General features: G+C 69.3%; 11 protein-coding genes. 4 read left to right on the top strand and 7 right to left on the bottom strand.

Features of this window, described 5'->3' with window-relative positions; translation table 11 throughout:
• Nucleotides 1-105: 105 nt before the first annotated feature.
• Entirely contained in the window at nt 106-1,917 is a 1,812-nt protein-coding gene (locus tag OG257_RS19880; RefSeq protein WP_329209242.1) for an NHL domain-containing thioredoxin family protein, read from the bottom strand.
• Between the two features lie 64 nt (nt 1,918-1,981).
• On the opposite strand from OG257_RS19880, the gene OG257_RS19875 reads away from it, so the two are divergent.
• On the top strand, nt 1,982-2,476 hold the full coding sequence (locus OG257_RS19875) for an LURP-one-related/scramblase family protein (RefSeq protein WP_329209240.1): 495 nt from the start codon (nt 1,982-1,984) through the stop codon (nt 2,474-2,476).
• A gap of 92 nt (nt 2,477-2,568) precedes the next feature.
• Here OG257_RS19875 and OG257_RS19870 read toward each other — a convergent pair whose 3' ends face one another.
• Nucleotides 2,569-3,360 carry a carbon-nitrogen family hydrolase gene (locus OG257_RS19870; protein WP_329209238.1) on the bottom strand — a complete coding sequence of 264 codons (792 nt, stop codon included), beginning with the start codon at nt 3,358-3,360 and terminating at the stop codon, nt 2,569-2,571.
• 198 nt (nt 3,361-3,558) lie between these two features.
• On the opposite strand from OG257_RS19870, the gene OG257_RS19865 reads away from it, so the two are divergent.
• Entirely contained in the window at nt 3,559-4,383 is an 825-nt protein-coding gene (locus OG257_RS19865; RefSeq protein WP_329209236.1) for a maleylpyruvate isomerase family mycothiol-dependent enzyme, read from the top strand.
• A gap of 113 nt (nt 4,384-4,496) precedes the next feature.
• On the opposite strand, the gene OG257_RS19860 is transcribed toward OG257_RS19865, so the two are convergent.
• Both OG257_RS19860 and OG257_RS19855 read right to left on the bottom strand, forming a co-directional pair.
• Nucleotides 4,497-5,804 (bottom strand): MFS transporter, encoded by a 1,308-nt coding sequence (locus OG257_RS19860; protein WP_329209235.1) that lies wholly within the window; start codon nt 5,802-5,804, stop codon nt 4,497-4,499.
• A complete protein-coding gene (locus OG257_RS19855) occupies nt 5,801-6,463 on the bottom strand; it encodes a GntR family transcriptional regulator (RefSeq protein WP_329209233.1) in 663 nt (220 codons plus the stop codon). Before OG257_RS19855 ends, OG257_RS19860 begins: the two co-directional genes overlap by 4 nt.
• A 199-nt stretch (nt 6,464-6,662) precedes the next feature.
• Here OG257_RS19855 and OG257_RS19850 point away from each other — a divergent pair, with 199 nt between their 5' ends.
• Nucleotides 6,663-7,562: a D-alanyl-D-alanine carboxypeptidase family protein gene (locus OG257_RS19850; RefSeq protein WP_329209231.1), complete on the top strand. Its 900-nt coding sequence runs from the start codon at nt 6,663-6,665 to the stop codon at nt 7,560-7,562.
• A gap of 78 nt (nt 7,563-7,640) precedes the next feature.
• Here OG257_RS19850 and OG257_RS19845 read toward each other — a convergent pair whose 3' ends face one another.
• Genes OG257_RS19845 through pdhA form a run of 3 tightly spaced genes read right to left on the bottom strand, consistent with a single transcriptional unit; the run spans nt 7,641 to nt 11,214 of the window.
• Complete coding sequence (locus OG257_RS19845; RefSeq protein WP_329209230.1) at nt 7,641-9,071, bottom strand: dihydrolipoamide acetyltransferase family protein; 1,431 nt, start codon at nt 9,069-9,071, stop codon at nt 7,641-7,643.
• A gap of 11 nt (nt 9,072-9,082) precedes the next feature.
• Nucleotides 9,083-10,063 carry an alpha-ketoacid dehydrogenase subunit beta gene (locus OG257_RS19840; protein WP_329209228.1) on the bottom strand — a complete coding sequence of 327 codons (981 nt, stop codon included), beginning with the start codon at nt 10,061-10,063 and terminating at the stop codon, nt 9,083-9,085.
• 2 nt (nt 10,064-10,065) lie between these two features.
• The gene (pdhA, locus tag OG257_RS19835; protein ID WP_329209227.1) at nt 10,066-11,214 is read right to left on the bottom strand and encodes a pyruvate dehydrogenase (acetyl-transferring) E1 component subunit alpha; all 1,149 of its coding nucleotides are present in this window, start codon (nt 11,212-11,214) and stop codon (nt 10,066-10,068) included.
• Nucleotides 11,215-11,561: 347 nt separating this feature from the next.
• Here pdhA and OG257_RS19830 point away from each other — a divergent pair, with 347 nt between their 5' ends.
• Nucleotides 11,562-12,221, top strand: a complete 660-nt coding sequence (locus OG257_RS19830; protein WP_329209225.1) for a response regulator transcription factor — start codon at nt 11,562-11,564, stop codon at nt 12,219-12,221.
• Nucleotide 12,222 lies beyond the last annotated feature (1 nt).

Genomic DNA, 12,222 nt, shown 5'->3' with positions numbered 1-12,222 from the left:
GGCCCCCGGGGCGACGCCCCCAGCGGCTCGGGGAACGGCTGATGCGGCGCCGTTGCGCAGCCCGGCTCCACGGGCTGCGCAACGGCGCCGACGGCTTCCGAGCCCTCAGCCCCGGTCGTCCATACCGGCCAGCACCAGCGGGAGCCTGGACACCCCGTCGGCGGTGACACGGACGGGAACACCCCAGTCCTGCTGGTGCACATGGCAGGCCGGGTACTCGTTCTCCGGATCGTCGTCGCAGGACGCCGCCATCGCGGAGACGTGCAGGACTCCCTCGGTGACCCCGTCCGCCAGGACCAGGTCACGGCCCAGGTCCGTGCCCGGCCCCGAGCCCTCCGCCAGCAGTTCCGGCGGGGTCGAGGAGACCAGCAACCGGGTCGAGGGACCGTACCGGGTGTCCAGCTTCTGGCCCGCGGGCGCCTGGAAGACCACGTCCAGCCGCAGCGTTCCGCCGGCGATCTCGGTGGCGGCGCGCTTGGTGCGGTGCGCCTGGTCGGCAACGCGTACCGCCTCGTCGGGCAGCCGCAGCCGGGTCAGCCGGTGCCGGGCCGACTCGACGACGACCAGATCGCCGTCGACGAGCACGGCGTCACTCGGCTCACGCAGATCCGTGGCGAGCGTGGTGACCTCACCGCTTTCGGGGTCGTAACGCCTCAGGGCGTGGTTGTACGTGTCGCTGACGGCGACGGAGCCGTCGGGCAGGGCCGTGACACCCAGCGGGTGCTGGAACAGGGCCTGGCCGGCGGGGCCGTCGCGGTGCCCGAAGTCGAAGAGCCCGGTGCCGACCGCGGTGTGTACGGCACCCTCCCGGTCGACGTAGCGCAGCGAGGACGTCTCCGAGTCGGCGACCCACAGCCGGTCCTCGGCCGCGGCGAGACCGGACGGCTGCGCGAACCACGCCTCGGCGCCGGGTCCGTCCACCAGCCCCTCGTTGGTCGTCCCCGCGGCGACCTGGACCGCACCCTTGGCCGGGTCGTACGTCCACAGCTGGTGCACCCCGGCCATGGCGATCCACAGCCGGTCGCCGAACCAGGCGATGTCCCACGGCGAGGAGAGGTCCACGTCCCGGGCCGGGCCGCTGGTGGCGGAGCCCTGCCACCACTGACGGCCGGTTCCGGCGAGTGTGGTCGTGAGCCCGGTCGTGAGGTCGAGCGCACGGATCGCGTGGTTCACCGTGTCCGCGACGGCGATCCGGCCGTCGGGCAGGACCGCGAGCCCCTGCGGCTCGCTGAACCGGACCTCGTCGGGACCGCCGTCCACGAGCCCGCGCTCACCGGCACCGAAGTGCCTGCGGACCGTCTCACCGTCCGCGTCCAGTTCGACCAGACGGTGCCGGGTGGTGTCGGAGACGAGGAAGCCGCCGTCGGACAGCAGCAGCGCCTTGCCGGGGAAGCGCAGATGCGTGGCGACGGGCTCGGGTGCCACGTACGGGCCGTCGCCGCGGCGCAGCGTGCCCTTCTCCGCGTGCTCGGCCTCCAGCTCCTCGACGAGCTTCTCGATCGCGTGCGCATGCCCCTCGCCCGCGTGCTGTGCGACGACGTAGCCCTCGGGGTCGACGACGACGAGCGTCGGCCAGGCCCGCACGGCGTACTGCTTCCAGGTGGCGAGCTCGGGGTCGTCGAGTACGGGGTGGTGCACCTCGTAGCGCTCGACCGCGTCGACGACCGCCTGGTGCTCCGCTTCGTGCACGAACTTCGGCGAGTGCACGCCGATGATCACCACGGTGTCGCGGTGCTTCTCCTCCAGTTCGCGCAGCTCGTCCAGGACATGCAGACAGTTCACACAGCAGAAGGTCCAGAAATCCAGGATCACAATGCGTCCTCGCAGATCAGCGAGGGTGTACTGCTGGTCGCCTGTATTGAGCCAGCCGCCCTTGCCGATCAGTTCGGGGGCGCGAACGCGTGCACGTGCAGTCATGACAACAGTCAACATCACCCCGGCCTGCGCGCATTCCGGTGGGGCGTCGGGGAACCTGTGATCCATGAGACTTCTCGTACGTGAGCGTCTGTTCGCCGTCGGCGACGACTACTGGATCGAGGACACGGACGGGCGCAAGCTCTTCCTCGTCGACGGCAAGGCCATGCGGGTCCGCGACACCTTCGAGCTCAAGGACGCGGACGGCCGGGTGCTGGTCGAGTTCCGGCAGAAGCTGCTCAGCCTGCGCGACACCATGATCATCCAGCGGGACGGCGAGGAGCTCGCCAGGATCAGGCGCAAGCGGCTCTCACTGCTGCGCAACCACTACCGGGTGACCTTGGTGGACGGCACCGAACTCGACGTCAGCGGCAAGATCCTGGACCGCGAATTCGCCGTGGACTACGACGGCGAACTGCTCGCCCAGATCTCGCGGCGGTGGCTCACCGTCCGGGACACGTACGGCATCGACATCGTGCGCGAGGACGCCGACACGTCGCTGCTCATCGCCGTGGCGGTGTGCGTGATCGTCCTGGCGGACAAGGAGCTCGGCGACGACTGACAGCCGGGCGGGCTGTTTCACGTGAAACGCCCGCACGGCCGGTATGACGCACTCCCGCACATCCGGGCATGCCACACTCCCGCACGTCCGGGTCAGCGCGGCGGAGCGAGACCCAGACGCCGGTCCTTGAGTGCCGGGAACTGCTCCCGTGTGGTGGCCGTCCTCGCCGGGTCGAATTCCACGGTGAGCACCTCCTCCGCGGCACCCGCCTCGGCGAGCACCTCGCCCCACGGGTCGACGACGATGCTGCGCCCTGCCTGCTCGACCCCGGCGTGGGTGCCCGCCGTGCCGACGGCCAGGACGTACGCCTGGTTCTCGACGGCCCGCGCCTGCGCCAGCAGCGTCCAGTGCGAGCGGCGACGCTCCGGCCAGCCGGCCGCGATGACCAGCGTGTCGGCACCCGCGTCGACCAGACCCCGGAACATCTCCGGAAAGCGCAGGTCGTAGCACGTGGCAAGACCGAGCGTGGTCTGCGGCAGGGCTACCGTGACGAGCTCCTCGCCGGCGCCCATCATCACCGCTTCGCCCTTGTCGAAGCCGAAGCGGTGGATCTTGCGATAGGCGGCGACCCGCTCGCCCTGGGGCGAGAAGACCAGCGAGGTGTTGTAGAGGGTGCCGTCATCGGCCCGCTCGACGAAGGAACCCGCGTGCAGCCAGACCCCGGCCTCGGCCGCGGCCTTCGCCATCACGTCGTGGGTGGGCCCCTCGAGCGGTTCGGCCTCGTCGGCGAAAACGGTGTACGCGAAGGCGCCGACCGGCCAGAGCTCGGGCAGGACCACCAGATCCGCATCCCCCTGGGCCACGACCAGCGAAGCTGCTCGTTCCCTACGGGAATTGACTGATTCGTCCGGGTCTACTGCGATCTGGATGAGGGAGGCGCGCACACTACCACCGTCCTGGCATTCGAGCCGTCAACACGGGCCTACGATCGTCACACGAAAGCACTGCCGGGGTGCCTGCTCGCAGCGTAACTTAGCGAGCGAACCTCCCACGCAGCCCGCAGACAGCGCCGTCAGTGCCGGCCAGCCGCCAGCACTCCCTGCACTCCAGCCCATGCACCGCAGAACCGCACGAGGGGTCCCGTGACCGTCCATCCCAGCCTCCAGACCTACGCCGATGCCTGGACCCAATCCGTCGAGTCGATAGCCGAGCTGGTGAAGCCGCTCGCCGAGGGGGAGTGGAACCGCCGTACCCCCTGCCCGGGCTGGTCGGTGCGCGACATCGTCTCGCACGTCATCGGCATGGAGTGCGAGCAACTCGGCGATCCGCGCCCGATCCACACACTGCCGCGCGACCTCTACCACGTGCACAACGACCACCAGCGGTACATGGAGATGCAGGTCGACGTACGGCGCCACCACACGGCGCCGGAGATGACCTCCGAGCTGGAGTACACGCTCATCCGGCGCATGCGTCAGCTGCGCAACGAGACACGGGCGCCCGAGACGATGGTGCGGGCACCGCTGGGCGCCGAGCAGACGCTGGAACTGGCACTGCACATGCGGGCCTTCGACGTCTGGGTCCACGAGCAGGACCTGCGTACGACGCTGGGCCAGCCCGGCAACATGGACTCCCCCGGCGCCCTGATCACCCGGGACACCCTCCTGGCCGCGCTGCCCGATGTGGTCGCCAAGGACGCGGGCGCACCGCCCAATTCGGCGGTGGTGTTCGATGTGCACGGCCCCGTGGAGTTCCTGCGCACGGTCCGCGTCGACGGGGACGGACGCGGTTCGGTCGACGGTGCGCCGTCACTGGGCCCCGCGGCGACCCTGTCGATGGACTGGGAGACGTACTACCGCCTGGCCTGCGGCCGGGTGCGCCCGCAGGCGGTCGAGGACCGGATCAAGGTCGACGGCGACCAGGACCTCGCGGCGAGCATCCTGCGGAACTTCGTCGTGACGTCGTAGTGCGGTCGAGGCCCTGACGGGGCCTTCGTGCCGGGGTGAAGTGACCGGGGTGAAGTGACCGGCGGCGCCCGTCCGCCGAAGGACAGGGACGGGCGCGCCGCCGGGGCGTACGGTCACGCGGGTACGTGCACGGCTTCCACCCGGCTGACCACGTGATGGTCGCGTTCCCTGTGCGTGGCACTCGCGTGCAGCCGCAGGATCTGCAGCACCCCGACCACCTCCAGGACGAAGACCGAGGCGAACGCGACGCGGTAGTTGTCACCGGTCGCGTCCAGCAGCACGCCGACCGCGAACAGCGTGGTCATCGAGGCGACGAAGCCGCCCATGTTGACGATGCCCGAAGCGGTGCCCTGGCGCTCCGGCGGATTGGCGGGCCGGGCGAAGTCGAAGCCGATCATCGACGCGGGTCCGCAGGAGCCCAGCACCACGCACAGGGTGACCAGCAGCCACATCGGAGCGTGGTCACCGGGGTGGAGGATCGTGGCCGCCCAGAGGAGCGCGGTCACCGCGACGGTACCGAGGGCCAGCGGGGCGCGCGCCGCATGGTGCCGGGCGATGATCTGCCCGTAGACGAGCCCCACCACCATGTTGGAGAGCACCACCAGGGTGAGCAGTTCACCGGCGGTGCCCCTGCTCAGCCCCTGCGCCTCCACCAGGAACGGCATGCCCCACAGCAGCAGGAAGACCATCGCGGGGAACTGGGTGGTGAAGTGCACCCACATGCCGAGACGGGTACCCGGCTCCCGCCACGCGGCGGCGATCTGCCGGCGCACGTACGCGGCGCCCGCGTGCTCGGCGGGCGGCGGCTCGTGGCCCTCGGGGTGGTCCTTCAGGAAGAGCATCAGCAGCACCAGCACCACGACACCGGCGACCGAACTGCCCACGAAGGTCGTGGTCCAGCCGAAGCCGTGCAGCGCACGGGCGATGAAGAGGGTCGAGACGAGGTTGCCCGCCATTCCGAACAGCGCGGCGACCTGACCGATCATCGGCCCTCGCCGGGCGGGGAACCAGCGGGCACCGAGGCGCAGCACGCTGATGAACGTCATCGCGTCGCCGCAGCCGAGCAGGGCTCGGGAGGCGAGCGCCATTCCGTACGAGGGGGAGAGCGCGAAGCCGAGCTGTCCCAGGGTGAAGAGCACCGCCCCGATGGTGAGGACCTTCTTGGTGCCGAGCCGGTCGACCATCAGACCGACAGGTATCTGCATGCCCGCGTAGACGAGCAGTTGGAGGATGGAGAACGTCGACAGCGCCGAGGCGTTGACGTCGAACCGGTCGGCGGCGTCGAGCCCCGCGACACCCAGACTCGTACGGAAGATGATGGCCACGAAGTAGACGGCCACCCCGATGCCCCAGATCCGGGCGGCACGCCGGCCGCCGGGCGGATCGCCGGGCAGGGGGAGGGTGGGGACGCCGGACGTCACCGGTCATCACCCCTGACCAGCACCTTGACCCGGCTGACATGGCGGCGCACGACCTGCGCGGCGCCTTCCGCGTCACCGGCCCTGATGGCGTCCAGCAGCTCGCCGTGCTCGGTGATGTTCGCGGCGATCCTGCCGGGGTGCGCCTCCATCACGGCGACACCCATACGCAGTTGCCGATCGCGCAGCTGGTCGTAGAGGCGCGAGAGGATCTCGTTGCCCGCGTTCCGCACGATCTCGGCGTGGAAACAGCGGTCCTTGACCGCTACGGCGGCCAGATCCCCCTCCTCGGCCAGCTGCCGCTGTTCCTCCAGCAGCTGTTCGAGCCGGGCGATCAGCTGCGCCGGGGCGGGGACGGCCTTGCGGGCGGCGAACTCCTCGACGAGCAGCCGGGTCTCCACGACGTCCGCGATTTCCTGCGCGGAGACGGCGAGCACCAGGGCGCCCTTCTTCGGGTAGAGCTTGATCAGCCCTTCGACCTCGAGGCGCAGGAGCGCCTCCCGCACGGGCGTGCGGGACACGCCCACGGCATCCGCCAGGTCGCCCTCGGTGAGGAGCGTGCCGCCCTCGTAACGACGGTCCAGGACCGCCTCCTTGATGTGCGTGTACACACGCTCGGCGGCGGGGGGCTGCTTGACGGGGGCAGGGGGTGCGGCAGGCATGCACACAGCATAGATACAACATGTACCCATGACAGGAGCCGTCCACGATTCGGGACACAACCCCGGAGCCGCACGGCCCGTCCGGCCGCATGGCCGAAATCACCCTCACGGGGGCACATCCATCCGTGGCCCTCAGGAGTCTCACCTTCGAGCGGCACCCTCATGTAGCCGCATTTCGGCGGTATTTGGAGCGTTTGACTTGAAAATTGGTCTTAGGGGCATAAATCGCGCAACCGTTGCCGCCACCGCGGTCCTCACCGCGGGCGCCGTCCTCACGGGCGGTGCGTTCGCCTCCACGGCGCAGGCAGCGACTCCGCCCACGCCCACGATCACGGCCAAGGGCGGCTTCGTGATGGACAACGGCACCGCGAGGGCGCTCTACAGCAAAACCGCGGACACCCGCCGTTCCACCGGCTCCACCACGAAAATAATGACCGCCAAGGTGGTGCTGGGCCAGAAGAACCTGAACCTGGACGCCAAGGTCACGATCCAGAAGGCCTACAGCGACTACATCGTCTCCAAGACCGCCTCGTCGGCCCGGCTGATCGTCGGCGACAAGGTGACGGTCCGCCAGCTCCTCTACGGGCTGATGCTGCCGTCCGGCTGTGACGCGGCGTACGCCCTGGCCGACAAGTTCGGCACCGGCACCACCCGCGCGGCGAGGGTCAAGTCCTTCATCGGCAAGATGAACGCCGACGCGAAGGCTCTCGGCCTGAAGAACACCCACTTCGACTCGTTCGACGGCATCAGCAGCGGATCGAACTACTCGACGCCCCGTGATCTGACGAAGATCGCCAGCGGTGCGATGAAGAACTCCACGTTCCGCGCCATCGTGAAGACGAAGTCGACGAAGCAGAAGGTCACGACGAAGAGCGGCGGCTACCGCTACATGTCGTGGTCCAACACCAACACCCTGCTCGGCAGCTACACCGGCGCCATCGGTGTGAAGACCGGCTCCGGGCCGACGGCCAAGTACTGCCTGGTCTTCGCCGCGACCCGTAACGGCAGGACCGTCATCGGCACCGTTCTCACCGCGACGTCCTCGACCACCCGGACCGCGGACGCCAAGAAGCTCCTGGACTACGGCTTCAAGAAGTAGCCCCGGGCACGGCAGACGGAGAGAGGGGCCTCCCGCACGATGCGGGAGGCCCCTCTCTCCGTCTGTGGAACAGGCTCGCTAGGCCCAGGTGATCAGGCGCTTCGGCTGTTCCAGGATCGCCGCGACGTCCGCGAGCACCTTGGAGCCGAGCTCGCCGTCGACCAGCCGGTGGTCGAACGACAGTGCCAGCGTCGTCACCTGGCGGGGCTTCACCTTGCCCTTGTGGACCCACGGCTGGAGCTTGATCGAGCCGACCGCGAGGATCGCTGACTCGCCCGGGTTCAGGATCGGCGTACCCGTGTCGACGCCGAAGACGCCGACGTTCGTGATGGTCACCGTGCCGCCCGCCATGGCGGCGGGGGACGTCTTGCCCTCGCGTGCCGTGGAGACCAGCTCGCCCAGTGCCGCGGCCAGCTGGGGAAGGGTCTTGTCGTGCGCGTCCTTGATGTTCGGCACGATCAGTCCGCGCGGGGTGGCCGCGGCGATACCCAGGTTGACGTAGTGCTTCTGCACGATCTCCTGGTTGGCCTCGTCCCAGGCCGCGTTGACGTCCGGGTTGCGCTTGATCGCGACCAGGAGCGCCTTGGCGATGATCAGGAGCGGGTTGACCCGGACTCCCGCGAGGTCCTTGTCCTCCTTGAGCTCCGCCACGAGCTTCATCGTGCGGGTCACGTCGACCGTCACGAACTCGGTGACGTGCGGAGCCGTGAAGGCGCTGCCGACCATGGCCTGCGCGATGGCCTTCCGTACGCCCTTGACCGGGATACGGGTCTCCCGGGCGCCCTGGACACTCTCCACCGCGGAAGCGGCGGCGGTGACGGGGGCTGCCGGGGCGACCACCGGCGCCGGAGCGGCGGGGGCCTCGACAGCCGCGGGCGCGACCGCGGCGTGGACGTCCTCGCGGGTGATGATGCCGCCCTCACCGGTCGGGGTGACCGTCGCGAGGTCGATGCCCAGGTCCTTGGCGAGCTTGCGCACCGGCGGCTTGGCGAGCGGCCGGGTCTCCGGGACCACTGCCACGGCCACGGCACCGTGGCCGTTGATCTCGGCCTGGATCGCGGCAGCGGCCGGACCCGGGACCTCGACGCCCTTGCGGGCACGGCGCTTGGTGGAGGCTTCGGCCACGCCGTAGCCGACGAGCACCGGCTGACGGCCCTTGGGCGCCTCCGGCTCCGCCTTCGCAACGGGCTCCGGAGCGGCCGTGGATGCGGCTTCCGGGACGGCGGGGGCGTCACCGCTGCCGGGTGCCACGTCCACCGCGATGATCACCTCGCCGACATCGACGGTCGTGCCCTCGGGGAAGCGCAGCTCGTGCACCACCCCGTCGAACGGGATCGGCAGCTCCACGGCCGCCTTCGCCGTCTCGACCTCGCACACGACCTGTCCGTCGGTGACGGTGTCGCCGGGCTGGACGAACCACTTGAGGATTTCCGCCTCGGTCAGTCCTTCGCCCACATCCGGCATCTTGAACTCGCGGAAACGAGCAGACGTTTCAGTCATCGTCGTCACGATCCCTCTCCTCAGTACGCCAGCGAGCGGTCGACGGCGTCGAGCACCCGGTCGAGACCCGGCAGGTACTCGTCCTCGAGCCGGGCCGGCGGGTACGGGACGTGGTAGCCGCCGACCCTCAGTACCGGTGCTTCGAGGTGGTAGAAGCAGCGCTCGGTGATCCGGGCCGCGATCTCGGCCCCGGAGCCGTAGAACACCGGCGCCTCGTGGACCACCACGAGCCGGCCGGTCTTCTCGACCGACGTCTGGACGGCGTCGAAGTCGATCGGGGACATCGACCGCAGGTCCAGGACCTCGAGCGACTTGCCCTCCTCCTGCGCGGCGGCGGCCGCCTCCAGGCAGACCTTCACCATCGGGCCGTACGCGGCGAGCGTGAGGTCGGAGCCCTCACGTGCCACGGCGGCCTTGTGCAGCGGGCCGGGGATGGACTCGGTGTCGAGTTCTCCCTTGTCCCAGTAGCGGCGCTTCGGCTCGAAGAAAATGATCGGGTCGTCGCTCTGGACGGCCTGCTGCATCATCCAGTAGGCATCGCTCGCATTGGACGGCGAGACGACCTTCAGGCCCGCGACGTGCGCGAACAGGGCCTCGGGCGACTCGCTGTGGTGCTCGACGGCACCGATGCCGCCGCCGTACGGGATACGGACGACGACCGGCATCTTGATCTTGCCGAGCGCGCGGGCGTGCATCTTGGCGAGCTGCGTGACGATCTGGTCGTACGCGGGGAAGACGAAGCCGTCGAACTGGATCTCGACGACCGGGCGGTATCCGCGCAGGGCCAGGCCGATCGCCGTACCGACGATGCCGGACTCGGCGAGCGGGGTGTCGATGACCCGGTCCTCGCCGAAGTCCTTCTGGAGTCCGTCCGTGATGCGGAAGACCCCGCCCAGCTTGCCGACGTCCTCACCCATGATGAGGACCTTGGGGTCGGTCTCCAGTGCCTTGCGCAGCGACTCGTTGAGCGCCTTCGCGATGGACATCTTCTCAACGGCCATGGCTAGTTGCCCTCCTCGGCGAACGATGCCTGGTAGGCGGCGAACTGTGCGCGCTCCTCGTCGACGAGCGGGCTGCCGTCGGCGTAGGCGTGGTCGAAGATCGCCAGCCGGTCCGGGTCGGGCATGGCCCGTACCGCTTCGCGTACCCGCTTGCCGAGGGTCTCGCTCTCCTCCTCCAGCGCGGCGAAGTACTCCGCGTCGGCGAGGCCCTGGTTCTCCAGGTACGTGCGCAACCGCAGGATCGGGTCCTTGGCCTCCCATGCCACCCGCTCCTCGTCCGCCCGGTACTTGGTCGGGTCGTCGGAGGTGGTGTGGGCGCCCATCCGGTAGGTGAACGCCTCGACGAGGGTGGGACCCTCGCCCCGGCGGGCACGCTCCAGCGCCGACCTGGTGACGGCCAGACAGGCCAGCACGTCGTTGCCGTCGACCCGGACACCAGGGAAGCCGAAGCCCTGTGCGCGCTGGTAGAGCGGCACTCGGGTCTGCTTCTCGGTGGGCTCGGAGATCGCCCACTGGTTGTTCTGGCAGAAGAACACCACGGGGGCGTTGTAGACGGCGGAGAAGGTGAAGGCCTCCGCGACATCGCCCTGGCTGGAGGCGCCGTCACCGAAGTACGCGATCACGGCCGAGTCCGCACCGTCCTTGGCGACGCCCATGGCGTAGCCGGTGGCGTGCAGGGTCTGCGAGCCGATGACGATCGTGTAGAGGTGGAAGTTGTTGGTCGTCGGGTCCCAGCCGCCGTGGTTCACACCGCGGAACATCCCGAGCAGATTGGTCGGGTCGACCCCCCGGCACCAGGCGACACCGTGCTCCCGGTAGGTCGGGAAGACGTAGTCGTCGTCGCGCAGGGCCCGGCCGGAGCCGATCTGCGCGGCTTCCTGGCCCAGCAGCGAGGCCCAGAGGCCCAGCTCGCCCTGGCGCTGCAGCGCGGTCGCCTCGGCGTCGAAACGGCGGGTCAGAACCATGTCGCGGTACAGACCGCGCAGCTCCTCGGCGCTCAGGTCGATCTCGAAGTCCGGGTGCTCGACGCGCTCGCCCTCGGGCGTCAGCAGCTGTACCAGCTGGGGCTCGGAAGTCTGTGGCGTCTTCGCGGCGCTGGTCCGCTTGCTGGCGCGTCGCGGTTTGCGCGCGGCAGTGCTTTCCACGGTCACGTGCGTGCTCCTCCGTCGGTCCGGCCCCCGGGATGGCCGGGAAGCCAGTGCGGCTCGCCTGTGTCCGGACCCGTGCACGGGGTGGGTGCCGCTCGGCCGGGAACAGGCGTGACAGGTGCCCCGGCGAGCGCCCTGTCATAGGCACGTTACCCAGTGCACCGCATAACTGCGAAACACCTTGTGACCTGCGATTTTGCTTGGATTTCCAAGTAAATCGAAAAAATCGCGAAGTCTTGCTGGTCACAGCACTGGCAACAGCCTTGCAGGCCGCCGGAACAACGGCACGTTATCCCGGCCGACACCGCCAGGGAAGGGCAGACAGGAAAGGAATGTGTGAGACTGCGATTGTGCCCGAAGATGGAAAAATCACTGTATTTCTGCTAGACGATCACGAGGTGGTCCGGCGCGGAGTCCACGAGCTGCTCTCCGCCGAGGAGGACATCGAGGTGGTCGGAGAGGCCTCCACGGCCGCTGACGCGCTCGTACGCATCCCGGCGACACGGCCGGATGTCGCCGTCCTGGACGTACGTCTGCCGGACGGCAGCGGCGTCGAGGTCTGCCGCGAGGTCCGCTCGAAGGACGAGTCGATCAAATGTCTGATGCTCACCTCGTACGCCGATGACGAGGCCCTCTTCGACGCGATCATGGCCGGCGCCTCCGGATATGTGCTGAAGGCGATCCGCGGCAACGAACTGCTGAATGCCGTACGGGACGTCGCGGCCGGGAAATCGCTGCTGGACCCGGCGGCCACCGCGCGGGTCCTGGAACGGCTGCGCGAAGGAAAGAACGGCAAGGGCGACGACCGGCTCTCCGGCCTGACCGACCAGGAGCGCAGGATCCTCGACCTCATCGGCGAGGGGCTGACGAACCGGGTCATCGGCGAACGGCTGCACCTGGCCGAGAAGACCATCAAGAACTACGTCTCCAGCCTCCTCGCCAAGCTGGGCATGGAGCGGCGCTCGCAGGCCGCGGCATACGTGGCCCGGCTCCAGGCCGAGAAGCGCTGAG

It is taken from the genome of Streptomyces sp. NBC_00683 (genome assembly GCF_036226745.1).
Classification (GTDB): Bacteria; Actinomycetota; Actinomycetes; order Streptomycetales; family Streptomycetaceae; genus Streptomyces.
This window is presented reverse-complemented; position numbering and strand designations above follow the sequence as displayed.